Origin of the sequence: Mucilaginibacter sp. CAU 1740 (genome assembly GCF_039839285.1) — a bacterium.
In the GTDB taxonomy this organism is placed as follows: domain Bacteria; phylum Bacteroidota; class Bacteroidia; order Sphingobacteriales; family Sphingobacteriaceae; genus Mucilaginibacter.
Genome location: NZ_JBDOQS010000024.1, coordinates 18,723 through 44,344 on the forward strand (window position 1 = coordinate 18,723; position 25,622 = coordinate 44,344).

Consider the following 25,622-nt stretch of genomic DNA (forward strand, 5'->3'; position numbering starts at 1 on the left):
GAAATTGAAAAATGTATCAATCCGGCACCTTCATTGTTTCAACGTATACCGGGCGGTAGAACACCGGTTTCTTATGTGTTGTACACTAACGAACGATCAGCAATAGGGTGTTCCAAGAAATCGTATATTTGAGGATGGCGTTAAAAACATCTCCTTCCAAAAAATTGCATCAGGACATTGCCGTACTGCTAAAGCGGATCCTACAACGCGAGGCGAATGTGACTTACCAGGATACCATCATTAAGGTCGTGATTTCCAGCGAGGTATTCCAGCACCATTTTGGGGAGACGCTGCACCGCATTCAGCACGCGATCGATGAGCAATATCCTATACGTACTTTGGATGTATCAGTGCTGGTAAGGGATCGCGGCAGCCGTTTTGAGCATGTTTTCAAGATCTGGAAAACTTCGGAACGCTGATGCGCGAAAAACGGGTGAATATCCGTCAATTATTTTGCCGGCGAACATATGTTTCGGTCGTCTTAAAGCGGCTGATTTTAGCTGAGTTTCCCGAATTATCTGAATGGTTGCAACCGGAGCCCCATGACCACCGTCCTTTTGAGGGATTGTGACTACAAACCTGTTAACTTGGCTAAAATCAAATTAATTTTGAGTAATAAACTTTTTAGTATATTTTTGCCAACGTTAGCTTACTCCGATGACGAAGGCAGAAAAGACAAAACAATTTATTCTTGAAAGTGCAGGCCCAATTTACAATGTTAAAGGGATTAACGGCACCGCAGTTGATGATGTACTTGACGCGGCTAAAGTTACCAAAGGCTGTTTATATAGCCACTTTGAAAATAAAGAAGATTTATCTATTCAAACGGCAGATTATTTACTTAATAAAATAACCTATGGCTTGGCGCAGGCCATGATGAAGGAAAAAACAGCAAAAGGCAAAATCTTTGCCTACATGGAATTTAATAGATTTCCCTTAAACACATATATTAGCGGAGGTTGTCCTATTTTTAATCTTGCTTCTGAAGTAGATGACAATCATGTTGTAATAAAAAAAAAGGTAAATGCTGTTCTTGTTACCTCTCAAAAAATGTTCGCAAATATTATTCAATTTGGAATAGATAATAAAGAATTTTCTGACAAACTAGATCCAATAGTTTTTTCTTTCAAATTGTTTTCTTCAGTTGAGGGTGGCATTTTAATGTGCAGAGTAATGAATACTAATCATCCAATGAAAGGGTTGATTAAAAATCTGAAAGATGAACTTGAAAGCTATTCAATCTAATAGCTTTTTTTTAAGTTAAAATATACTAAAAAGTCTTTTATAATATCACGCAAATGAAACTATGAACGAAAATATACTTTTTGGTCTATTATGTGAAATGTCACTTAAAAAACGTGACATTTCACATGCCTCAAATAAATAACTATAAATAATTTTTAACAAGAAAAATGAAAACAACAAACAACACGGTACTGATTACTGGCGGCGGATCCGGAATTGGTTTAGAAACTGCACGCAAATTTGCAGCACATGGTAATAAAGTGGTTATTACCGGAAGAAATATTGAAAAATTGAATGCAGCGGCATCCGGTCTAGATAATGTTAGCGTCTTCCAATGCGATGTGACGGTTGAAAGCGATCTCGATGCGTTAGTAGAACACCTTGAGCTCAATTTTCCCGAACTTAATATTTTGATAAATAATGCTGGGAACGCTTACAATTATTCATTAGCAGAAAACAGCAATGCTTATGACGGTGCAAAAAAAGAAATCGAAGTTAATTACCTGGCGCCATTACGCTTGACTGAAAAGCTGACGCCATTTTTAAAAACTAAGGAGCATGCTGCTGTTATCAATATTACTTCGGTTGTTGCCATTATTCCATGGGCAGTCATGCCGACTTATAGCGCAAGTAAAGCCGCAAGTCAAGCCTATACGAGATTGTTAAGGCTTTCACTTGCAAAATCACCCGTAAAAGTTTTTGAAGTATTGCCGCCGTTAACCGATACTGAATTCGCTAAAAACATTCCGGTAAACAAAATCCATCCTTCAGTTATTGCCGATGCTATAATCGAAGGTTTATCGAGCGATCGATATGATATCCGAATTGGCTTTAGCGAACATTTCTTTAATCTCAATAAAGAATCTTCTGAAAAGGCATTCAACGCATTTAATGGGGTAGCGTAAAGTAATAGCAATTGAAATTACGATGATATTTTAAGCGGAGGCATAGGCGATGAAATCCTTTGTCTCCGCTTGCTAAGTATGATAAGGAGGCAAGTAATTCGGGTTTCCTCATACAATTTTTACGAAAAATTTCGGAACATTAGCCGCCCTGCATCGCTACTATGGTTGGCCTCCATCAAAACATACGATGATTAGTTTGCGGAAGGTAAAACATTTTGACCAGGTATTAGATAGCCATTTCACGACAGACTTCTATTTGATAAGTTTAAAAAAACATGAATCGGATCGACATTTATACGGCGGGAAGGAAAATGATTTCGGCTGTTTATCAATGAATTTTGTGGCACCGGGTCACATCGTTAATTTCAGTAATCTATCCTTAAAAGAAGAACAACTGCTCCTGTTCTTTAGTGGAAATTTAATGAATAATGGTTTCGATTTTCACAAAAAAAGAAAAACCCTTTTTAACGAGTTTTTTGCTTCGGCGCTTTACCTTTTACCCGAAGAGGAACTAATTATCGCAAACATCTACAAACATATAGTAGAGGAATTTATTGACAATTGCGACGAACAGACGCTACCGATAATAGTTAGCCATTTGAATTCAATAATTGTATATGCATTGAGATTTTATAAAAGACAAGAAAGACAATGCAAAATAGCATCAGTAAACAATGGTAACTTTTCGTATGATGAAAGTCTTTTTAATTACAGTCACAACTGAATACAAGCCAATTAAAAAATTAACTTTTAAACTACAACATTTAAATGTCAGCTATTTGGCTGATCGATCTATGAAAAAAATATTATGTATACTCATCCTGATATTCTTTTGTCGGGCCAGGTCTCTCGCCCAACAAAATCAAGTTTTAACCAAAATAAGGGGCCTGGTTGTTAATGATCACAAAGAACAGGTAAATTATGCGACTGTCACGTTATTGCACCTCCCCGATTCTTCAATTGTCAAAGGTAGCTTAAGCAACGGCTTCGGCTTATATACATTCGAAAATTTGAAACCAGGTGATTACATTGTCAAAGTTAACAACCCAGGCTATCAAATGGCCTTAAGCAATCCCTTCAAGATTGACGAAAGTTTACATTCAATTTTGCTGCCCAATATAGTGTTACAACCAAATAATCACGTCTTGAAGGTTGTAGAGATCAAGGGGTCTAAACCCCTTATTGATTACCGCTCGGGAATGGTGATTGTAAATGTAGAGAATAGCGTTTTGGCCGCCGGAAATTCGGCATTTGATATACTGCAGCGTGCACCGGGTGTAAGTGTCGATAAAGATAATAACATCAGTTTACAGGGAGGACAAGGGGTAAGCATCATGATTGATGACAAACTAACTTATCTGTCGGCCGAGCAGTTAATATCGCTGTTGCGTTCCACCGACGGCAGTACTGTAAAATCAATTGAAATCATCACAAGCCCCTCTGCTAAATATGATGCTGCAGGTAATACCGGGATCATCAACATTCGGCTTAAGCATATTACCCTGGAGGGATCCAACGGAAGTATTTCCTTTGGCTTGGCCAAAGCAGCGAAATTTTATGACAACGCTTCTTTGTCCTTGAATCATAAAGCCGGTAAAGTCAATCTGTTTGGTACGTTCAATTATGATGATCCTATTACCGTCGATAACATAGCCGTAGACCGCATTATTAGTAATTCCGCCGGCCTTAACCACTTTAACGGTCAAACTCTACAACAAGCCAATACCACCAATACTAATTACAGACTTGGAGCAGATTATGAAACTTCTGCAAAAAATGTTTTGGGATTGATCGTTAGCGGTTTTAACAATACAGAATCGCAGCTGACCGATACAAGAACACAAATCCAGCAAACTGAAACAACCATCGATTCTTTGGTAACTTCAAATTCAAATGCAAAATATCGTTATAAAAATTGGGGGATTAATCTTGACGATAAATTAACTATCGATACAACAGGCCAGGAATTAAGTGCTGACATAGATTACGTAGACTATAATACCAGCAGATTTACAAAATATGACAATAGTTTTTTTCTCGCGGACGGCAGCGAACAGCACCCCGAACAACTACTAACCAATAGTTTCCCTTCACGCGTTAAAGTTCGTGTAGGCAAAGTGGACTACGTAAAGCCCTTGAATAAAAATGAAAAATTGGAAGCTGGATTTAAATACAGCGATGTGAAAACAGATAATGATTTACAGGCGCAGATATTTAACAACGGCGGCTTTATCAATGATACCACTCAAAGTAATCATTTTATATACAAAGAGAAAATAACGGCCGCTTACGTTAGCCTTTACAAGCAAATGGCGACCACCTCTCTTCAATTGAGTTTGCGTTCAGAATACACTCAATCAAGCGGAAATCTAATTGGCCGAAGTATCATAAACAGGCATTACCTCGACTTTTTTCCAAATGCTTATTTAAGTCAGACACTGGACGATAAAAATGAAATCAGCTTATCTTACAGCCGTCGAATAGATAGACCTGCTTATGATGAACTGAACCCATTTGTTTACTTTCTAGATCCTTACACTTTTAGAAAAGGAAATGCTTTTTTAAATCCGCAATACACCAATAAATTCAATCTGAGCTACACGTACAACAAAACAATCAACGTTAGCCTGGGATATAGCCACACAAGTAATGTGATAACTAGCATTGTGGTAAATGAGGGTAACAAGTCGGTCGCTGAAGACCGAAATTTCAGCGCCTATGACAATTACCGTATAAATTTGGATGTCCCCTACCAGATTACCAAATGGTGGTCAGGCAATGTGGACATCAATGGCTTTTATAAGAAGTACAGAGCAGATTCTCTTAATGGAAACAACATAGGTACAACAAAATTTGCGTATCAGGTAAAAGCATACGAGACATTTATATGGAACGGTATAAAGGGCGAACTAAGCGGTGCTTACTATTCCAATACTTTGCGTGGCGTTGACCAGATCAGGCAATACTATTTTATTGATGCCGGAGTCAGCAAATCATTTGACAATAAAAAATTAAACCTCAAATTATCGTTGAGTGACATCCTGAAGAGCAATACCTTATTTGTTTCCACGCATTTAATAAGCAACTTTTCCTATTTCGACAGATCAGATAGCAGGATCGCCCGTATAACCGCCACTTATAACTTTGGCAATAGTAAAAATAAATCCCGGGAGCATATAAGCGGTGCTAACGAAGAAAATGAGCGTGCTGGAGGGAGTTAACATTCGTCGAAATTGTATGGCGAGTCAAGTTCAACATTCATAAACTCAACGCCGGACGCTTTAACACTAATTAACACTAATCCTCCTCGCATTAACAATTTATCATCTGAGATCGAAATAGCTTTGTCCCATTAAACAAAAAAAAATGAAAATTTATTTATTCGTGGCAATGCTAAGCATTTGCTCAATGTGCGCAAACGCACAAAAAAAAACAGGTACAGAGCAATCACCTATTTACATGATGCCTGATGGTACAATTATCAGTAAAGATAAAATTGACAGTGTGAGTAAAGCCTGGAATGGAGCAATATTTATCGGAAAAGAAGACAAAGACAAAGATAAAGGAGTGCTTCACCTTATCAGGCTATCGGATTCTGAAATGAAGCAGATTAATGAAAAAAATGCTAAAGACGAATTAGTTTTAAAAGGATTGATTGGTAAACCTGCGGCAGATTTTGACCTTATAGATATGCGAGGAAAGCATTGGTCGTTGAAAGCGTTAAGGGGAAAAGTTGTGGTACTAAATTTCTGGTATACCTCGTGTCCGCCGTGTCTCCAGGAAATGCCAAAACTTAATGAAATTACTGGCTTGTACAGCGCTGATAAAGTTGTCTTTTTGGCTCTTACCTTCAATGAGCGGGAAAAGGTGAAACAATTTCTTCAATTACATAAATTTAATTACATCATACTGCCGGGTTCTAAAACTGTTGATCAGCAATATGGTATTACGGGTTGGCCCACCAGTTTAGTAATCGACAAAAAAGGCAAAATAAGTGCTGCTTTGAACATAAGTGAAGACATTAAACAGGATCTGGTGTCCGCTATTGACAAAAACCTTCATTAAGAGTAAATGATCAGGATACAAAGATCGTTTTTATAAACCTGAGCTATTCCACCTGGTTGATTTAATTAACGTAATGAAAAGAAGACTGACTTTTTTATTCCTGATCGCGACAGTTACAGCAGGGGGAATTATTCTGTTTCAATGTTATTGGGTCTTCAATAATTATAAAACCGGGTCGATTAATCTTCGTACGCAATTGTCTGATGCTTTGCAAAAAAGTATTGATAACTACAATGTTGAGAGAAGCGAATTGCCACTTTCGTTAAAGTCCCCTAACCCTTTTGTATCGGTTTTGAAGGTAATAAAAGCGGATTCTTCATTGCACAAAAAGATTATCATTCAGCATAGCAAAAGAGACTTAGCTCAAATTGAGGAAATTCCTGTAAACCCGGAAAATGTTTATCATCTGAAAGTTATGCTGGCTGAAAGTCAGTTTATATCGGCAAATTTCATGAACGATGTAAACATGCAGGTGCTGAACTCTTTATATGGAGAGGAGTTGAAAAAGGCAGGAATCGATATCGAATTTACTCTTTTGCTTAAAAAAAACCTGTCTAAGTTACCAGTTGGAAAAGTAGAAGCTTATTTAAACTTTTCACGAAATAGCCCGGTGATTGAAGCTGTGTTTCCACATATCAGTCAATTATTATTTGCAAAGAATTTAGTCCCTTGTATAATATCCCTGATTCTGATTTTTTTTTCGGCCGGAAGTCTTTGTTACATGTGGATTATTATTCAAAAGCAGATGAAATTAGATTATATAAAAAATGATTTTATCAACAATATAACACATGAATTAAGAACACCTATTTCAACATTAAAATCAACTCATGAAGCGTTGCTTAAATATGGGGGTATTTCCGTTCCTGAAAAGGCCGACCGTTATCTCAAAATTAATACCGATATATTGAATAAACTTGATTGTAGTGTCGACCGTATTCTTGACATCATTATCTATGAGAATGGTAAAAAAGTCGCCAAGAAAGATTGGGTAGACATTGATAGCTTGATTGCATCTTTAATTGAAAGAATATCACCGGTTTCAAACAAAACGGTTTCAATCTCTGGCCCCGCCGGAATTAAAAAGGTTTATACAGACGGTTATTTTATAGACGCGATCTTGTCAAATCTCATTGAAAATGCTGTTAAATATGGTGGCGGAAATGTAAAAATCAACTTAACAATTGAAGCGATTGAAAAAGGTTGGCAGGTAATCATCCAGGACAACGGCATAGGAATAGATGCACAATTTCTACCATTTATATTTGATAAATTTTATCGGGTACCTTCTGGTAATCTGCACGAGGTGAAGGGCTACGGACTTGGGTTGAGTTATGTTAAACAATTGGTCAGCCTGTTGGATGGTAACATTTCTGTAAAGAGTAAAATAAATGCCGGCACCACTTTTATTGTGCAATTTCCTTAACATGAATAAAATTAAAGTTCTCTTAGTAGAAGATGAGGCTGTTTTAGCTTCTGTAGTTAAAGAAACATTAGATGCGAGAGGCTTTGATCTGACTCTTGCATCTAATGGCGTTGAAGGGTGGAATTTATTCCATCATACTAAGCCGGACGTATGTGTAATCGATATAATGATGCCCCGTAAAGATGGCTATTCACTTGTAGAGGACATACGTAAAATAGATGAATTTATCCCTATTATTTTTCTTACTGCCAAAACACAAATATCAGATATTGTCAAAGGATTCGATGTAGGCGCGGATGACTATCTGAAAAAACCTTTCAGTATGGAGGAATTAATAGCAAGGTTAAAAAGCCTTGTCCGTAGACGAAACTATAAAGACATTCCGGCAACAAAATCCTTGGATACTACACTTTTTCGGCTAGGACATTTCACTTTCGATAACGGATGTTTGGAGCTAATTGAAAAAGATCAGCTGTCAATAGGGCTTTCTCAGCGAGAAGCGGATCTGCTGCGATTATTAGTTAAAAATAAGAACCAGCTTCTTGAACGCAAAACGGCATTAATTTCAATATGGGGAGATGACAATTTTTATAATAGCAGGAGCATGGATGTTTATATCACGAGGCTGCGGAAATATCTGTCTTCCGATCATTCTCTTCAAATCCTGAACATTCGTGGTTTCGGGTACAAATTAATTGAACAGTCAGACATTTGATATTAAATCATATTCCTTAAACACTAAAAATCTTAATCTATATTTTAAAGTAAAATCATGAAACAAATATTATTAATCATACTTTTTTTTGTTTGCCTGGCATCCAATGTTAATGCCTCTGCAAAACCTTTAGTTGACACGGTTTCGAATCGACCGGCACCAAAATTTATACTCAAAGATACTAATGGCAAAATTGTGAGGTTGGCTGATTACAAAGGCAAAACCCTCGTTATCGATTTTTGGGCAACGTGGTGCATTCCATGCCGAAAATCCTTTCCAGCGATTAAGATGGTCATGGAAAAATATAAAAATGATCCCACTGTTAAATTCCTGTTTATTGATACCAAAGAAGTGGCAGCTAACTACAAAAAATTGGTGAGAGATTTCCTTGCGGACAACAAGTATGATTTTCATACGGTGTTTGATGAAAAGGGTGAAGATGGCAAGATGGACTTGAATTTTAAAAAGTACCTGATGCCAGGAATACCGGCCAAGTATTTTATCGACAAAAATGGTATCATAAGATACCAAAGTCTTGGTTTTAACACTGCCTTATCTATCAAGGAAAGTGCCTTAGAGATTAAAAATATAATCGAAAAAATCAAAAAGGACAATTAAGCCCAATAGCATTAAAGAAATTTAGTTATTGCCTCCAATCCGGTATAGCTCGAATGCGAAGTTTTTGTTTTCAAATAATATACTAAAAAGTATATTATTTGAAAACAAAAACCTTTTCCTTATTGTTTAAAAGGAAGTTTATTACTGACATTGTGATTCTTTGTGGATTTTTATTTTTCAATAGAATAGACTTTTATGTTTTTTATGATTACGAAACTGAATTACATGACTGCTAAATTCAAAGAGATTATCATTAATAGATGTATGCAAAACAAGTGTAATAATCATAAATTTTTACTATAATACTTAAGTACATTATCTAAAACTAAACTCATTTTTTAACTACAATACCCTATGAAAACAATTAATAAAGTTTATATCAACGGAAAATTCGTTACCCCTCATGGTAACGAACGTTTTGATTTAATTAACCCCACCGATAATTCTTTGATAGCCCAAGTCATTTTAGCAGATGAAATTGATGCCCGTAATGCTATTGAAATCGCAAAAAAAGCATTTGAAACATTTTCGAAAACAACAATTGCAGAACGCAAAGAATACTTGCAAAAATTATATGAGGCAGCAGCAAAAAAGGAAGATGAATTAATAAATATAATGGTAAAAGAATATGGCGGCACATTACAATTTTGCAGAATGAGTACTCAAAATGCAATTAATTCGTTCCAAAGAGCCATTGAAACTTTAGATCAGTTTAATTTTGAACGAAAAGTAAATGAATCCAAGGTGGTATTTGGACCATTAGGGGTGGTAGGGATTATTACCCCATGGAATTCCAGTAACAGCTTTATTGCCAGTAAATTATCAATGGCCATAGCTGCAGGATGTACAACTGTAATTAAACCAAGCGAAATGAGCGCATTGCAGACAGAGCTTTTTGCTCAATGTGTACATGAAGCCAAATTGCCCGATGGAATAGTAAATATCGTAACTGGGTTAGATCAGATTGTGGGCAATGAACTTACTCTTAATCGAGACATTTCGAAAATATCATTTACCGGGTCAACAGCTGTCGGAAAGGCAATAGCCAAAGGGGCCGCAGATACCATGAAACGAGTGACATTGGAGTTAGGCGGAAAGTCTCCCAATATTCTACTCGATGATGCAGATTTTGAAAAAGCAATACCTATGGCTATCACCGCAGCTTTTCAAAACAGCGGGCAAGCTTGTGTCGTAGGTAGTCGGTTATTGGTACCGGAGGATCGTATAGATGAGGTAAAACAATTGATTAAAATCAATATTAGGAATAATGTTAAAGTTGGAAATCCTGCAGAAGAAAACACTACCATCGGGCCTATGATAAGCAGAAAACAATATGACCGCGTTCAATCATACATAAAATTAGGTATTGAAGAGGGCGCTGAATTGCTTGTGGGCGGCGAAGGCCATCCTGAGGGCCTTGATAATGGCAACTTCGTAAAAGCTACCGTATTTACCAATGTAAAAAGAAGCATGAAGATCGCCCGGCAAGAGATATTTGGCCCGGTATTATCTGTATTAACATATAAGGACGAGAAAGAAGCAATTGCGATAGCGAACGATACCCGTTATGGTTTGATGGCTTATGTAAGTTCAGGTGATTCTGACCGGGCGATGAAAGTCGCAAGGCAGATCGATGCAGGTAGAGTAATTATTAACGGCTTAAAGCATGATCCACTAGCGCCATTTGGGGGCTTTAAAGAATCGGGCGTCGGCCGCGAGTTCGGTGTTTATGGACTGGAAGAATACCTTGAGCCTAAAACTTTAATCCAATGAATGAATTAACCCAAAAGGGGCTAAAAATATTTGCAGAGTTACGAGGGCAAGAGCGGTCTAATGAGGTGAGCGAGGAAATCAAAAAAGCTGGATTTAGCGCCAATTTTTTGACCCTTTCAACGCATTTTGTTTTCGGAAGTGTTTGGGCGAGGAAGAAATTGGCTTATAAGGAAAGAAGTCTTGTAACTATGGGTATTCTTATTGCACTTCGCGCAACAAAGGAGTTTGGTAATCATGTAAAAATTGGAATTAATAATGGACTTACTATCGAAGAAATTGAGGAAATAATCATCCATTCCGCAGTTTATGCCGGTTTTCCTACTGCAAAAGCTGCAAGCGATGAAGCAATTTCAATGTTAAAAGAATTAGGTTTTGATGTATAATAAGATCTCTATAAGTTTCCTTACAGCTTCAAGTTTTTTGGAGAACGTATGACATATTTGGCATAGTTTTGTTACCAAGATCTGAGTGTAATGAAGAAAGTCGAAAATGAATTTATAAATGAAGTCCTCGCGATTCCCCGTGATCAAAAAGATGAACTACAAGCTCTGTAAGATGCTATTTATGTAATTGGTGGCAAATGGAAACTTCCTATTATCAATTCAATATGTAATGGTAATCGCCGGTTTAAGGAAATAGAGCGAAGCATCCCTGGTATCACAACACGCATGCTGTCACGGGAGTTGAAGGAGATGGTAGCTAACAAAGTATTGGAGCGGACAGTTATATCTTCCAGCACTGTAATAATTGAATATTCGCCAACTGATTACTGCCACTCCTTCGGCGGCATAATATTACAGATGATCAAATGGGGTAAGGAGCATCGCCAAAAAATCAAAAATCATAATGAAGAGTAAAATATACAAGTAAAGCTTTCTTTCGCAGGAAAGCTTTACTTGTATATAATAAGGTTAAAACGTTTAAATTAAATGCAACCTGTCTGCTTAGGCAAATTGCTATTCTACTATATCAAATGGCGAACCTCTCATTTAAATACGATTGGGGTTGCCAAAAGCTTACTAAACATCAGTTTTAACGTTTGATAAACGCGAGAATGGCAGGGAATGTTCCGCAAGGTAATTGTAGAGATTCCTAATTAAACATTGTTGCAACTTTCTCAAGGTATTCCTCAATCGGAACAGTGTTCCGCAATGACATTAAATAATGTCCTGAGTTACCAATTAAAGTCCGGAACTTATTGCTTTTTCGAGTCACTAAATCATTTATAGCATCAACAATAACTTGCGGATTATCTTTGTGACTATCATCAGCATTTGCGAAAAGGTGTTTTAATTTACCTGTAATTTCTTCGTATGCGGTTATTTCAGGATTTGTATTCCATACCACGTTGTCCACGAAATTGTTATCATGAGAGCCTCCTTGCTCAATAAGTCTTAATTCGATATTAAGTAGGCTTTAGCTCATAATAAAGACCTTCAGTTAAGCCTTCAAGCGCAAATTTGGACATGTTATATAATGATCCTAACGGCGATGCTGTTGTAATTCCCATAAACGAACTAATGTTTATAAACATGCCGCCGTTGTTTTCTCGGAAATGCGGTAAAAAAGAACGAATAATATTAATCGGTCCACGTGTATTTACTGCAAATTGCCAGTCAATGTCGTCTTCTTTTGCAAGTTCAAGCGCTCCATAGGTCCCCATACCCGCATTGTTTACTACCACATCAATTTTGCCAAACTTATCTATGACATCCGTTGTTGCAGCTTTTACCTGTTCCAGGTCGGTTACGTCGAGTTTAAAGATAGTGATATTTGAATACTGGGTCAGTTCAGTTTCCTTTTCCGGTGTACGCATAGTTGCCGCTACATTCCAGCCTTGCTTAGCAAAGTGTTTAGCAGTTAATTTGCCCAAGCCAGAACTTGTTCCTGTTATAAAAATTGTTTTCATTATTAATTTTTTTCGGCTCAAATTTAATTTACAAATTTCATTGTTTCTTATACAGTATAACGGAGTATACCACTAAGAGAATTCAAGTCGTAGGGACAAAGTGCCGTAAAGGATTAACCACCGCGTATAAACGGATGGGCTCATATTGCCGGTCAGGTATCAGGCGGTAAGGATTTTTCAGGTATAGCTCACGTGCCTGTTTAGGAACGTCTGAGGCCGGGAAGGTATGACCCAAATAATTTTCTAGTTTAGGCACTTTCTCCTCGGCAATAACCGTACCGTTCCATTCTTCATCAATGCGGTACATCATGATACCGTCAAAACCGGTGATCTTGCGTAATTCATGAACAGCCGCCTGGCTCACCTCTATAATGGTCGTTGCGGTTTCTATGGAGATCATAGCATATTTTACCTCTTAATATACCTTAGTAAAGGTCCTGTCATATTCCAGTTCACTTTCTCGATCTCCAGGATGATATAGCGCAAATGTAATTCAGGATGATAACATGGTCAAAGTGTAACGGAATGCCTTGTACTCATTTCCGGAACACATTGATCAATGACTCCGGGATATCCACTGATGTCCCATAACCTCAACAATGTTGTTTTAACACATCCGGTTGTAAAAATCGAAAGCACGGAAACGATCAGGGGCGTCCCGTCGCCTTCGCAAATTGACTTGGGAGTAATGTCGATGTATTTGCGGCAAAAATTGTAGCGGAGGCTGCTAATTTAGACAGCTGTCGATAAAGACCCTCCTTTATTTTTACTATCTCTGGCACCAGCTCTATAATCAAGTCAATTTTAGCAGCTAACGAAATGTCAGTGGTAAAAGTAATCTTGGCCATAGTAGAAGCAAATCTTCTTCTTCGGGTTGAAAGGTTTGCATGTAATGATTACCTATGTCCTTGTAACCATGTTGCAGCAAGGTGCTGGCAAATATGGGAGCAGCCTATTCAAATCAATTATTGACACCCGCAATTAAAGGTGATGCAAAAAGTGCTGGTATTCAACAGGAAAAAAAGTAGTGACAGTCACACGAAAAGTAATAGATTATAAAGGAAAACCTGAAATTGTCATAACGGATGAAAAACAAATAAAGAATTAATAATCACTGTTTTAATTCTTTTTGCGTGGCTTTTGGATTAAATGAAGATAAGTGGGTTCATCCCTGCTGTGGCAACTCTTCAAGGAGGGCTTATTATTTCATAGGGGCTTCTTTATGAACCTACATGATTTTAGGATCCAACCCTTAAAAGTAGCATAACCAGCCATGAAGATTATAGATAACAAGGGCAAAATGATTGTCATCGAAAATTTGGATTTAGTTATCCTTGAAGCCTACGATTACCGGCACTACCGACACATTGACCCCTCATTCAAAACTTTGGATCAGGGATTACAAGCCTATTGGGAAGACATATATCAAAAATTACTTAGGTTGAGAAACGAATAAAATTCGCGCCGTCCAGCCACTTGCTGCTTTCATCCGCACAGGCCGGACGGCGTGTTGGGTAACCTGACTTATAGACAGCAAAAAAAATATGTAAATTATTTATTTACAGTTATTTATGTGTATTGTCGGAACTGCAATAATCACGAATTAGGGGGCCAATCTGAACGATTGAGCATATGTAATCTACGCTCACGTATCGAATCGCATGCGCTGGCATGTAAGGTGCTTCAGCGGTCAGCGGCTCCTGGGCGATTAATACACCGCCATTTTTCTTTATTTCTTCAAATCCTTTGGTGCCATCCTCATTCGCTCCCGATAGTAGTATAGCGATTAATCGTTCCCCATAGGCATCTGCGGCGCACTGGAAACTTACATCTATGCTGGGCCTTGAGAAATGTACTTTTTCCGAACTATCCAATGAGAAAGAATAATCCTGTTCGATTAACAAATGATAACCTGCCGGTGCCAAATAGATCGTCCCAGACAAAATAAACTCCTTGTCCTCGGCTTCTTTTGTAGGCAATACAGCTGCCTCGCTTAGTACATCAATTAGCGCTGACTCCGGGTCATTTTTGCGATGAATAATGATAATCACCGGCAACAGGAAATCTTTATCAAGGTTACGGACAATTTCCAAAATGACCTTCAGGCTTCCAGCTGAGCCACCAATGATCACCGCTTTTGGATCACTTATTTTTTTCTCCATATCTTATCTTTGCCAAACTGCTGATAGCGGGATATCACAGGCGACAACTTTAATGTTTCCTTACTACCCAGCGCCAGGAATCCAAGGTTTTCCAGGCTTTCGTCAAACAGTGCAAAAACTTTGCCCTGAAGTTCTCTTTCGAAATAAATCAATACATTCCGGCATAAGATGAGGTGAAATTGATTGAACGAGCTATCGGCAACGAGGTTATGTGTAGAAAAAACCATGCGCTTCCTGAGTTCGCTTTGAAACAGGACATGACCGTAATTAGCCGTATAATAAGAACTGAAATCAGCATTACCGCCCGCTTTGATATAATTTTCAGAATAGAGCTGCATCGCCCCGGCCGGCAGAATCCCGCTGGCTGCTATCTTGACTACTTCGGGATTCAGGTCTGTGGCATATAACAAAGTTTTATGCAGGAGGCCCGCCTCTTTTAGCAAAATGGCTGTGGAGTAAACTTCTTCCCCTGTCGAACACCCGGCATGCCAAACCCGGATAAAAGGATAAGTAGCCAGGATTGGAAAAACCTGTTCACGCAAGGCCCCGTAAAAGTGGGGGTCGCGAAACATCTCCGTGACATTAACGGTCAATTCCTCCACAAACCGGTTCAAATATTTTTGATCGGTCCTGATCCGGTACAAGAATTCGGCGAAACTGGGAAAGCGGTCCAGGGCGTACAGCCGGTTGATCCGGCGCTTAAGAGATGCCTTGGTGTAAGCTGTAAAATCATAGCCATAGATCTCCAATATATCATTCAACAATTGTTTTAGCTGTTCGTCTGTAATGCCGGTATGCATGAACTACTCGATTTTTTTTAACATATCCAGCAACAGGTCAATATCCACTGGCTTGGAGATATAAGCATCGGCACCCGCCGCCAGGCACTTTTCCCGGTCACCCGGCATCGCCTGCGCGGTAACGGCGATGATTTTCAACTCTTTTAATTCAGACAGGCTTTTTATTACGGAGATGGCTTCATAACCGTCCATACCGGGCATCATCATATCCAGCAATACGGTTTTTACATTCGGGCTTGTTTGAAGTAGATGAATTCCGGTCTTGGCATCTGTTGCCGAGACCGATGGGTATCCTTTACTTTTCAGCATAAGCCCCAATGCAAATATATTCCGGCTGTCATCATCGACGATCAGCAGGGTGGGTTGTTTTGATTCCATAGTAAATATCTTTTATTTATTAAATAGCCAGACCCGGAGCAGCGATACCAATTGATCGACATCAACCGGTTTGGAAATATAATCGGAAGCTCCGGCAGCAATACATTTTTCCCGGTCGCCCAGCATGGCCTTGGCGGTAACCGCAATCACCGGCAGATCCTTGTAGGCCGGGTGCTGGCGTATTCTGGCCGTGCTTTCGTAACCATCCATTTCCGGCATCATCATGTCCATGAGCACGATCGCAGTTTCGGGATGCAATTCGAGCTGTTCGAGTGCTTCCTTACCATCACTGGCTGAAAGTACGTTCATGCCGTATTTCTCCAATGACCGGGTCATCGAATAAATATTGCGAACATCATCGTCGGCGATCAGCACGGTCTTACCATTTAACACATCCTGCAATGATGCGTTTATTTTAACAGGTTCATCCTTGCCAGGCTTTTGCTCTTCTACCAGGTGCAGGAATAGGGTGACCTCGTCCAGGATACGCTGGTAAGAGTGCGCCGTTTTCATCACGATCGTATCCGCATATTTGCGGATGCGCCCTTCTTCACCTGAAGACAAATGCTTACCCGTAAAGACAATGATAGGCAGATCTTCCATCCCCGGGTTTTGCTTGATCATTTCCAGCGTTTCATACGCCTGGCCTCCGGGAATGCCCATATCCATGATCACGCAATCCACTTCTTTATTTTTGAGTGCTTCAACGCTCTCCTGTATACTTTCCGCGACTGCCGAAGTCACGTTAAAGGTTTCCAGGAAAAAGGCCAGCGCCTGCGCGTGTTTGGCGTTCTCTTCTATAATAAGCACCTTTTTGGGATTGCGGCTCCAGACATCTTCCAGTTTCCGGAACATCTGTTTCATCTGCTCGACGGCTATCGGCTTGTTGATGAAGTCAACCGCACCTTTCATCCGGCTTTCCCGTTTAGCCTCCAGGGAAGACATCATATGGACCGGAATATGACGCGTCTCCTTGTTGGTTTTCAGTTCTTCCATGACCTGCCAGCCGTCTTTGACCGGCAGCTGGATATCCAGTAAAATGGCAACGGGTTTAAATTGTTCAGCTAACAGAACCGCCTGGTCGCCGCGTACGGCTACGATCCCTTTGTACCCGTTTTTTCGTGTGAATCCCAGCAATGCTTTAGCAAAGGCAGTATCATCTTCGATAATCAATATGGATCTGTCCTCCGTCGAGATTGTATGGCGATCATCATCTACATCGACCGGTATCACCGGGACTACATATTTGCCTGCAGCACCTTGAACGATAGGTGCTGCGGATAAGGTTGCAACAACTGCTGTTAGCTCCGGAGTTAACACGCGCTCCCGACTGACCGGGATTCTTAAGGTGAATGTGCTGCCTTTTCCAGGTTCGCTCTGCAAACTGATATCACCGCCCAGCAACCTGGCCAGTTCCCGACTGATAGACAAACCCAGGCCGGTGCCGCCGAATTTCCGTTTGGTGGACCCATCAGCCTGCTGAAATGCGTCAAAGACCAGATGTTGTTTATCCAATGGAATGCCAATACCGGTATCGTTTACCTGCCATTCTAAAATCCCGGGATCATTATCGGCTTGAAGAACGGTCAGTTGTACGCTGCCCTCAGCCGTAAATTTTAGCGCGTTGGACAACAGGTTCTTCAGGATCTGCTCCAGCCGCATCCGGTCGGTATCCAGGATAAAATCTGCCGACAAATTGTTTTGAAAAATGAGTTCCAGTGTTTTTTCTTTAGCCACCGGCTGAAACAGTGACCGTAGGTCGCTGATGATCCCGCCGACAGGTTGTTGCTGGTATTCCAGTTCCATTTTGCCGGCCTCTATTTTGGAAAGATCGAGCAGTTCGTCGATCAGGTTAAGCAACCCGTTCCCGGAATTCAGGATCACACCCGCCGATTCGATCTGTTCTGCGCTCAGGTTGTTTTCGCTGTTCTCCGACAGGTAACGTGAAAGCAGCAGGATGGAGTTCAGCGGCGTTCGCAATTCATGGGACATATTGGCCATGAATTCCGATTTATATCGTGTGCTTTGTTCCAATTCAGCGGCTGTCTGCTGGATCTCGGCGTTACGCTCCTGCACCTGCCGGTTACGTTCGGCCAGTTCCTGGTTGCTTTGTTGAAGTTCTTCTTGCTGGACACGCAATTCCTCTTCGGAAGTTTGCAATTTCTGGGTGTGCGCTTCCAGCTCGGTGTTCATGTTTTCCAGTTCATTATGCTGAACTTGCAGTTCTTCAGATTGCGCCTGTGTTTCTTCCAGCAATTCCTGCATTTTTTTCCGGTTCTCTGCGCTATTGACTGCAATGCCGATATTCGGGGAGACGCTTTTCAGGAAATCCAGTTTGCGATCAGGGTATGCTTTTACGGAACCTAACTCTATCACCCCCGTAACGCGGTTCTCATGATAGACCGGGATGATAAGCAGGCTTTTGGGACGCAGACAGCCGCTGGCATGGCTCACGGTCATATAATTTTCGTCCAGTTCTTTGAGCCAGACCGGTTTACCGTCAAGCGCTGCCTGGCCGAGCAGTCCTTCACCAAGGTTAATATTTGGCTTCGCATCCATTAAAGCATAACCACTTTTCAAACGGAGTTTTTCCTGTTCCAACAGGTATAAAGCGCCGACCTGGCTGTCGGTATACCCGGCAATAAATTCCAGGATATCCCGGGTGAGGGCAGGTAGATCTTTCTCACCGATCATCAGGTCGTTTAATCGGCTGATTCCTGTTTGCATCCATTCATTATTGCTGATCTTATGGAAGGATTCCTCCAATGATTCTGCCATTTTGTTAAGTGATAGCGATAAACCGCCTAGATCGTCTTTTTCATGATCATCCACACGTGTCGAATAATCCCCGGCCGAAATTTGTCCGGCAATATGCTGGATAATCCCGATGCGCTTCGTCATTTCCAGGTCTTTAGCTTCCAGCGCCGCCAGCAATCTTGCCCGTTCCCGCATATCCCAGCTTACGCGGATCAGGGAAAAGATGGAGAAGCCAACAGCCAGCAGGCCGGCAAATAGGATAATGAGCGGTGTCAGCGATGCGGATCGCTTTAACGAGCCAGTCCGGTCTTCCAATAAGCTTTTTTCATCACGCTCGGCAATTTTGATGAATTTTCGCAGCGCGTCCATAGACGCTTTACCAGTCCGTAAATCATCTACGGATACGATTCCACCAGCATCTTTCCGGTCAATCATCTGCTTTTGTATGTTTAGACGGTGCAGCAGGATGTCTTTAACAGCAGCAATATTAGCCTGTTGTTTAGGGTTGTCACTTGTAAGATCTTTCACCTCATTGGTCAGTTCCAATGATCTTTCGTAGGAGCCGGTGTAAGGTTCAAGAAACTCTTTGCGGCCGGTCAGCAGGTATCCGCGCTGTCCGGTCTCCGCATCTTTCATGGTCGATACGATACCCTCCAGCTTTTCTACTACTTTTGCGCTATGATCGACCAGGTCGGCGCTCTGCAGGAGATTAGAGATTGCGAAATAAGAAGCTGCGGAACTGATCACCAGCAAGATCAGGGATAAAACAAATCCCAGTTGAAGATTACGGCCCAGGTTTTTCATGTATTAAATAAGGTCTGTTTGTTGTTCGGATTGTGCATTAATAGGAATACAAAAATGAAAAGTAGATCCCTTACCCGGTTCGCTTTTCACCCCGTAAGTACCCTGGTGCCTTTTGATAATTTCCGCGCAGATATACAGTCCCATCCCCAGTCCCTGAAACCGGTGCGAGTTCTCTTCGACCCGGTAGAATTTATCAAACAGCTGTTTCTGGCGATCGGGCGATATGCCGATGCCATAATCAGTCACACCTATTTTTATATGATTGTTAGCCGCCAAACTGATATCCACGGTCACGTGGTCGCTGTCCGGGGCATATTTGATCGCATTGCTTAAGTAATTCAGCAAGACTTGTTCCAGCCTGTTTTCGTCACCATACACACTGATATTTTCCAGCGAGGCGCCGGTGACCGTGATATTTTTCCCGGTGTAAACCTGGCTGATATTGTCGATGGCATTTTGCAGTAAAGCGGCAAAGCCGAAATGAGTATAATTAAATTTTAACTTTCCGGCTTCGATCTTCGTGGTGTCCAGCAGATCGGCGACTAGCCCGTTGAGCTTGTCAACCTGTTTTTTTGAGCGTTCTACAAATGTAGTCGCTTCTTCAGCTTTACCTTTAGCCAGCGAGAGGCCGGCCAGTTGCAGGTATCCCTTAACCGAGGTCAGCGGCGTATTGAGCTCATGGCTGGCAATGCTGATAAATTCATTTTTTTTATTTTCAGCCTCTTTCCGGCGTTCGATCTCTTCCTGGAGTGATCGCTGCATCCGGCTTAATTTAATAAAGGTTTGGATCTTTAAGACCAGGATATCCGTATCGAAGGGTTTGACCAGGTAATCCCTGCCACCTGAAGCATAACCCTTTGTGATAAATTCTTTGCTCACATTTACCGCAGAAAGAAAAATGATCGGGATATCTTTGGTTTTACTATGGCCCGACATCGCTTCGGCTACCTCAAAACCATCCATCTCCGGCATTTGGACATCCAGGATAATGAGGTCATAAGCCTGTTTCAATGCCTTTTTGAGGGCGAGTTCACCGGATAAGGCTGTGTCGGTCTGAAAGCCGCGACTTTCCAGCGTTTTACGCATGGCTATTAAGTTTTCAGGCTTATCGTCTACAATTAGGATCATGAATTAACAAAGGTAAATACAAGCGAAGATAACGCAATAGGCTTAATAATTATTATTAGATTATTTAAGTTAACGTCATTCAAAGTCAAGTGATCACGGCAGAATTACTATCTTAACAGTGAAGGATTTGGACGTTAATGATTTCTGAAGGAAAAGTTCGAAAGAAATCTGTTGGATGACGGGTTATATTTCGAGCATCAGTTTGATTTAAAGTGATAATGTTCAGTTACCCTGCATCGACGATGTAATGTCAATCCGTTGTACCAACCGTTAATTGACTTCGGTAGTGGTCAATTAATATCTGATCGAGCTTACTAAATTCATTTAATTGCCTGATCCTTTCCTCAATGGTTTCTTTGGATAACCTTCCATTTAATTCCTGAATTTTTTCTTCATCGTCCAGATCGGGCGCTTTTTCGGTAACTATTTTGATGATGATTGGCGGTCATGGTCATTGGGAAGCGGGACTGCGTTTTCTAACCATTTTTTTGATTTGGCACTTAGGGTAGTTTCGGCTGCCTGATGAAAAACCTCGTTTAACCATATCCTGGCTATCTTATCAATATTTTCAGCTGACCTCAGCCAAATATCTAATTGAGCCTCCTTTTTTGAATTGGCGTTTCTGCCTGTCCTTTCCATGTTCGGAATCTTTGAATAAAAGTAAGGGTTCTTATTTTTAGGGTTTAGTTTTTGAATCATGTTTAGCAACGGTTCAAAATCCTCGAGCGGACGATTACCATGGGGTAATAGCCAACGATGTTTCCATAAGGCTAGAATACACTCAAAGCATTCCTTTTCAAATTTCGCTTTTTCTCGGCCACTGGCATTTTCCGCCTTTACCATTAATTCAGCGAGATAGTGTGACATCCACCTTCGAAGTGTATCTACACTATTATCAAGTTTTAACTCCTTTACAAGGCTTTTACCTAAGCTGATAATTTCTTTTTGCATCTTTCAGACGAACGTTGCCCACAAAACTTCCTTTTCCACCAGGCGGCCCAAATCCCAGATTGTAAACATTGTGCAAAAAGGGGTTTCCTAAATCCACGATGTCTACCAACAATTCCTTTTCAGTGCCATCCTTTTGCGGTGCTATAAAAGTCATTGATACCATACCTGGTTCAACCGAAATGGGATCATAGACATCATCAAAATTAATAACGATTTGCATCATGACTGGGAAGATAAGTAATGGAAAATGGAGTATAAAATTCAATGAAAGCCTTTATTGCGCGGGCTTTAAGTGTGATTTTCAAGTGATAGTTTACAACTTCATATACTTGGATTTCGTTAAGACATCCCTAACTTCAATATTAGTCGATCTGAATTAAATGCAGATTTTTGTTTGAAAAGCCAATTTTGGCCAAAACATATAAGGGATGAAGATAAGATGCAACCATATTACCACTTCGGATTGATTTGATAAAAAACTTTTATTTTATGACTGCGCAAATACACTGCGCAGCAACACATTCTATTTGTATTTATCAAACATATTATTCAAAATAAAATTTATGAAACAAAGGAAGCTCACTCCTTTCGATCAGGGTATAGTCAACTTAGCAACGGAATTTTCTAAAATCCCAGACTATGAAAATATGATGAAAGACGAGGACCTTAAACGCCTTCATACTTTTATCGCTGTTGGCATGATGGGCATCCAAGATGCGGCTAACATGGTTGTGGGAAGTTTTATTCCAGCAGCAAACAAAGTGGTCAGTAATACCAGGGTGCAAATTCAGCGTTCATTATTCAAAGAAGTTTTAACTGGTTTAGATTATGACCCCAATGTTATTCAACACGAAACGATTCGATTGGGTTATGTTTTTGTCTTTCATAAATTTGAGGTTGTCGTAAACCAGCTAATGGAGGTAATGGATGGGGCGATAATCGAGGTGCCTACACCGTTGAAAAAATATGTGAAGTCTAATTTTGATTTTAATCCAACCGAATGGTTCCGCAACAATGCAATGCACGTCGTGAATTTTATTTCAAACTGCACTAAGCACCAGGATGGTCTCTGTAAGCTAAACAATCCCGCATATCGTATTCTGGTCGAATTTGATCAACATTCAAAGGACGAAAAAATTATTCGGTCAACGCAGCAGTTTAAAGCTGATATCAAGGGATTGACTGAGGCTTTGGGTTTGCTAATTCATGCTATTACAGCAATATTTTTGAATCGTGCATTAGAAACAGCGGCAGAATCATTAATGGAAGATACTATAGATACGCTTCAGAAAGCACAATTAGAATCGGCAAAAGCAATTCAGGAGTCGGTAGTACGACTTAAGATTAGTCAATATTACCGATGAGTTTACCTATAATTTTAGATTAAAATGAGCAATTAATATTTAAGAACATAAAAATTATTAAAAAATGACCGGCCTTCAAGAAATGATATTAGTAGGCGAAATTGTTTTACAATCTCAAATTGCAAAGCGAGCGGCTAAACGTTTGCGAGGTACCCATGACAATTTCGATAATATTGAAACATGGTGCTCAATCCAATCCATACTTGTGTCAGTGGGTAACGTTTCAAAAATTCTTTGGCCTAACGAGAAGTATAAAACACGAGGCGAAAAACTAAGGCAATTGCTCAAAGTCAAAAACGACAACGCTCTTTCCAACCGGAAATTTCGGAACCACTTTGAGCATTATGATGAACGCATTGAAGAATATTTTAAGTTTAACGCACAAGGGGTTTACATTGACCTAGCGATGAACCCTTCTTTAAGAAGCGGAATCTTTGGTGATGAACCATTAAACACTCATAGAGGTTATAATTCATTTAATAATACTTTAGTATTTCGCGATGAAACGCTTGATTTAAATGATATATTATCGGCAATCGATGATTACTCAATAACTGCAAACCATATTCATTGACCTTTGATACTAATGAATAAAAGAATACTTCAATATATGTTACAAAATAGTTTGCTCTTTATGTTTTTATATTACCATTCAAAATTGCGGGAGCCCTATTTATCGTAATTCGAGTTTGCTAATTTTGGGATAAACTAACTAACTATATGCCAATCGGAAATTATACACTTGACGAAATTTATGTGGGTGACGAGGTAGCATTCGAAAGCCCCCATGTAGACACAGATCACTATTGGATCGTAACAGGAAAAGACATAAATAACAACTCTATTACTATCAAAACAGCACCACAGGCAATTATGCATGATACTTGGACTTTGCAAGTGAAAGAAATCAGAGTAGTACTACCTATTTCAAAGGAAAGAAATTCATCTTCCATTTAAAAATATGGCTTAAGAGATTTTAGAATCTTGAAAAAAAACGTATTAGTGGGTTTGAAAAGACCTCAAAAACAGGAAATTTTGTGATTCAAGATCGAAGAAAGACGGGGATCAGACACGCACTTGTGTTACCTATGTGTTACCCGGCACAAAAAATGCTTCATGACAAAATCATAAAGCTTTTATTATCAAATGTTTATAATACCGAAGTCGAACCGATGACCTCTTGCATGCAATTATTATCAAATCACTCATCAAGCGGTTCGACTTTAGTCCCGTTGATATAATAAGATCAACAGAACTTCATATTTAAGATACTTCGATATCCTTCCGTTTTCGAAATGCGAATTTTACTTAAATTGTTAACTTTAGGTTAAAGTCTAACTTATGAGAGAACAATATTTTAAACACCGGAAACCGTTCGATTTTAATAACGATTCTCTTGATATAGGCCGCCCCTTTTTTTGGAATAAAAAAGTTGAAGACAACCACTTTCTTAACTTGCTTTATCGCAAGAGTGAACAAGAATTTGACGAACTGTATAAGTATCATCTGCAATTTTTCCTTTCCGAATACAATGATGCAACCGGGCAAGAGTTTTTCAGATATGTATGGGAAGTCATACAGGATGCCATTGCACAATTGAGGCATAAAGAAAGGTATACTTCCAGCCATGCCCTCAACTTCCGGAATAAATTTCACCTTGGCAGTTTTATCGAATATCTTCAAAGTATCGATGAGTGGAACCTTGGCCGTACCCAGGCTGAGATCATTGCGGAGAAGGAAGGCCAGATCAAGATACTCAAAGAACAAGTGCAACGACTGATGGATGAGCGTAGAGAGGCTGAGAAGTTGGATACTGATTACCCGATCAATATTGCCAGTGGTCATTTTCTCACGGTAGTGGACCTTTTCAAGAAGATCGAGGCCCTAAAAGTTGGCGATAAGGAACTTGTATTTTCGCAGATGCCTATCACCTGGGCCAAATTGATCTGTCGGTACTTCCAGGAAGACGGTGAACCGATTAAACTAGACCGTGTCCGGCGCTACTACCCGCGCGATGCTGGTAACCCGAGCGGCAGGTCATCTGCTATTCCGTCCGAAAACCAGTATTTCAATATCATTTCGGCAAAACGCCGGACAAATTAAGAACGGATTTTAAGCTCATTTTTCTTTTGCAGGCAAATGTTAACAATTGACTCTAAACTTTTCAGTACACTCTTTTTCAGGACTATGCTTTGACTACCATTACCATAGCTTAACCTACGGTAATGAAAAATATCGCTTTTCCCTCACCTTTGCTTCGTACCCGGTACTGGCGGTACAAGTATTAAGTAATGATTAACGAAGGAGGCGATTATGCAAGCAAGTGAACTGATCACTAAAGGAGATCTGAATGAATTTAAAAGCGAACTGTTAACAGAAATCAAAAGGCTGGTTCAACTGGATGGCCAGCGCGAGTCCAAAAAATGGCTCAAAAGTAACGAAGTAAGAAAGCTGCTCAAAATATCACCAGGCACCTTACAAAACCTGCGAATCAACGGAACACTGAGTTTTACCCGTATCGGCAGTATTATGTATTACAAGCTCGACGACATCAACAAGCTGCTGGAAGGAGGTTTGCAATGAGCACTCATAAAATTGCGGTGAGTGAACTTGCCGGTTACA

26 protein-coding genes are annotated in these 25,622 nt (G+C 40.0%); 16 read left to right on the plus strand and 10 right to left on the minus strand.

Going from position 1 to position 25,622, the window contains the following annotated elements; translation table 11 throughout:
- Window positions 1-164: 164 nt before the first annotated feature.
- The 11 genes from AAFN85_RS31570 (at window position 165) to AAFN85_RS31620 (ending at window position 11,604) form a co-directional block, all read left to right on the plus strand.
- Window positions 165-419 carry a hypothetical protein gene (locus tag AAFN85_RS31570; protein ID WP_347531965.1) on the plus strand — a complete coding sequence of 85 codons (255 nt, stop codon included), beginning with the start codon at window positions 165-167 and terminating at the stop codon, window positions 417-419.
- Between the two features lie 238 nt (window positions 420-657).
- On the plus strand, window positions 658-1,245 hold the full coding sequence (locus tag AAFN85_RS31575; protein ID WP_347531966.1) for a TetR family transcriptional regulator: 588 nt from the start codon (window positions 658-660) through the stop codon (window positions 1,243-1,245).
- A gap of 167 nt (window positions 1,246-1,412) precedes the next feature.
- Window positions 1,413-2,150 (plus strand): SDR family NAD(P)-dependent oxidoreductase, encoded by a 738-nt coding sequence (locus AAFN85_RS31580; protein ID WP_347531967.1) that lies wholly within the window; start codon window positions 1,413-1,415, stop codon window positions 2,148-2,150.
- Window positions 2,151-2,824: 674 nt separating this feature from the next.
- Window positions 2,825-5,371, plus strand: coding sequence for an outer membrane beta-barrel family protein (locus tag AAFN85_RS31585; RefSeq protein ID WP_347531968.1), 2,547 nt, complete (start codon window positions 2,825-2,827; stop codon window positions 5,369-5,371).
- A 145-nt stretch (window positions 5,372-5,516) separates the two neighbouring features.
- Window positions 5,517-6,215 carry a TlpA disulfide reductase family protein gene (locus AAFN85_RS31590; RefSeq protein ID WP_347531969.1) on the plus strand — a complete coding sequence of 233 codons (699 nt, stop codon included), beginning with the start codon at window positions 5,517-5,519 and terminating at the stop codon, window positions 6,213-6,215.
- 73 nt (window positions 6,216-6,288) lie between these two features.
- Window positions 6,289-7,641, plus strand: a complete 1,353-nt coding sequence (locus tag AAFN85_RS31595) for a HAMP domain-containing sensor histidine kinase (RefSeq protein ID WP_347531970.1) — start codon at window positions 6,289-6,291, stop codon at window positions 7,639-7,641.
- A gap of 1 nt (window position 7,642) precedes the next feature.
- Window positions 7,643-8,356: a response regulator transcription factor gene (locus AAFN85_RS31600; RefSeq protein ID WP_347531971.1), complete on the plus strand. Its 714-nt coding sequence runs from the start codon at window positions 7,643-7,645 to the stop codon at window positions 8,354-8,356.
- A gap of 57 nt (window positions 8,357-8,413) precedes the next feature.
- Entirely contained in the window at window positions 8,414-8,974 is a 561-nt protein-coding gene (locus tag AAFN85_RS31605; RefSeq protein WP_347531972.1) for a TlpA disulfide reductase family protein, read from the plus strand.
- A gap of 354 nt (window positions 8,975-9,328) precedes the next feature.
- A complete protein-coding gene (locus AAFN85_RS31610; protein WP_347531973.1) occupies window positions 9,329-10,747 on the plus strand; it encodes an aldehyde dehydrogenase family protein in 1,419 nt (472 codons plus the stop codon).
- Window positions 10,744-11,130 carry a carboxymuconolactone decarboxylase family protein gene (locus tag AAFN85_RS31615; protein WP_347531974.1) on the plus strand — a complete coding sequence of 129 codons (387 nt, stop codon included), beginning with the start codon at window positions 10,744-10,746 and terminating at the stop codon, window positions 11,128-11,130. The genes AAFN85_RS31610 and AAFN85_RS31615 overlap by 4 nt, the downstream gene beginning before the upstream one ends.
- Before the next feature lie 186 nt (window positions 11,131-11,316).
- A complete protein-coding gene (locus tag AAFN85_RS31620) occupies window positions 11,317-11,604 on the plus strand; it encodes a helix-turn-helix domain-containing protein (protein ID WP_347531991.1) in 288 nt (95 codons plus the stop codon).
- Window positions 11,605-11,839: 235 nt separating this feature from the next.
- Here AAFN85_RS31620 and AAFN85_RS31625 read toward each other — a convergent pair whose 3' ends face one another.
- From AAFN85_RS31625 to AAFN85_RS31670, 10 genes are all read right to left on the minus strand, one after another.
- Entirely contained in the window at window positions 11,840-12,103 is a 264-nt protein-coding gene (locus AAFN85_RS31625) for a hypothetical protein (RefSeq protein WP_347531975.1), read from the minus strand.
- Between the two features lie 49 nt (window positions 12,104-12,152).
- Complete coding sequence (locus AAFN85_RS31630) at window positions 12,153-12,656, minus strand: SDR family NAD(P)-dependent oxidoreductase (protein ID WP_347531976.1); 504 nt, start codon at window positions 12,654-12,656, stop codon at window positions 12,153-12,155.
- Window positions 12,657-12,738: 82 nt separating this feature from the next.
- Complete coding sequence (locus AAFN85_RS31635) at window positions 12,739-13,056, minus strand: hypothetical protein (RefSeq protein WP_347531977.1); 318 nt, start codon at window positions 13,054-13,056, stop codon at window positions 12,739-12,741.
- A 1,165-nt stretch (window positions 13,057-14,221) separates the two neighbouring features.
- Window positions 14,222-14,818, minus strand: coding sequence for a chemotaxis protein CheB (locus AAFN85_RS31640; RefSeq protein WP_347531978.1), 597 nt, complete (start codon window positions 14,816-14,818; stop codon window positions 14,222-14,224).
- Window positions 14,803-15,618, minus strand: a complete 816-nt coding sequence (locus tag AAFN85_RS31645; protein WP_347531979.1) for a protein-glutamate O-methyltransferase CheR — start codon at window positions 15,616-15,618, stop codon at window positions 14,803-14,805. Before AAFN85_RS31645 ends, AAFN85_RS31640 begins: the two co-directional genes overlap by 16 nt.
- A gap of 3 nt (window positions 15,619-15,621) precedes the next feature.
- Window positions 15,622-15,996: a response regulator gene (locus tag AAFN85_RS31650; RefSeq protein ID WP_347531980.1), complete on the minus strand. Its 375-nt coding sequence runs from the start codon at window positions 15,994-15,996 to the stop codon at window positions 15,622-15,624.
- Between the two features lie 12 nt (window positions 15,997-16,008).
- Window positions 16,009-19,557, minus strand: a complete 3,549-nt coding sequence (locus AAFN85_RS31655) for a response regulator (protein WP_347531981.1) — start codon at window positions 19,555-19,557, stop codon at window positions 16,009-16,011.
- A 3-nt stretch (window positions 19,558-19,560) separates the two neighbouring features.
- On the minus strand, window positions 19,561-20,685 hold the full coding sequence (locus tag AAFN85_RS31660) for a hybrid sensor histidine kinase/response regulator (RefSeq protein WP_347531982.1): 1,125 nt from the start codon (window positions 20,683-20,685) through the stop codon (window positions 19,561-19,563).
- A 423-nt stretch (window positions 20,686-21,108) separates the two neighbouring features.
- Window positions 21,109-21,636: a hypothetical protein gene (locus AAFN85_RS31665; protein ID WP_347531983.1), complete on the minus strand. Its 528-nt coding sequence runs from the start codon at window positions 21,634-21,636 to the stop codon at window positions 21,109-21,111.
- The gene (locus AAFN85_RS31670) at window positions 21,608-21,859 is read right to left on the minus strand and encodes a hypothetical protein (RefSeq protein WP_347531984.1); all 252 of its coding nucleotides are present in this window, start codon (window positions 21,857-21,859) and stop codon (window positions 21,608-21,610) included. Before AAFN85_RS31670 ends, AAFN85_RS31665 begins: the two co-directional genes overlap by 29 nt.
- Window positions 21,860-22,199: 340 nt before the next feature.
- On the opposite strand from AAFN85_RS31670, the gene AAFN85_RS31675 reads away from it, so the two are divergent.
- The 5 genes from AAFN85_RS31675 (at window position 22,200) to AAFN85_RS31695 (ending at window position 25,583) form a co-directional block, all read left to right on the plus strand.
- Window positions 22,200-23,000 carry a hypothetical protein gene (locus tag AAFN85_RS31675; RefSeq protein WP_347531985.1) on the plus strand — a complete coding sequence of 267 codons (801 nt, stop codon included), beginning with the start codon at window positions 22,200-22,202 and terminating at the stop codon, window positions 22,998-23,000.
- A gap of 64 nt (window positions 23,001-23,064) precedes the next feature.
- Window positions 23,065-23,574 (plus strand): hypothetical protein, encoded by a 510-nt coding sequence (locus AAFN85_RS31680; RefSeq protein ID WP_347531986.1) that lies wholly within the window; start codon window positions 23,065-23,067, stop codon window positions 23,572-23,574.
- Window positions 23,575-23,720: 146 nt separating this feature from the next.
- Window positions 23,721-23,957 (plus strand): hypothetical protein, encoded by a 237-nt coding sequence (locus tag AAFN85_RS31685; RefSeq protein WP_347531987.1) that lies wholly within the window; start codon window positions 23,721-23,723, stop codon window positions 23,955-23,957.
- A gap of 384 nt (window positions 23,958-24,341) precedes the next feature.
- On the plus strand, window positions 24,342-25,103 hold the full coding sequence (locus tag AAFN85_RS31690; protein ID WP_347531989.1) for a hypothetical protein: 762 nt from the start codon (window positions 24,342-24,344) through the stop codon (window positions 25,101-25,103).
- A gap of 210 nt (window positions 25,104-25,313) precedes the next feature.
- The gene (locus AAFN85_RS31695; protein WP_347531990.1) at window positions 25,314-25,583 is read left to right on the plus strand and encodes a helix-turn-helix domain-containing protein; all 270 of its coding nucleotides are present in this window, start codon (window positions 25,314-25,316) and stop codon (window positions 25,581-25,583) included.
- Window positions 25,584-25,622 lie beyond the last annotated feature (39 nt).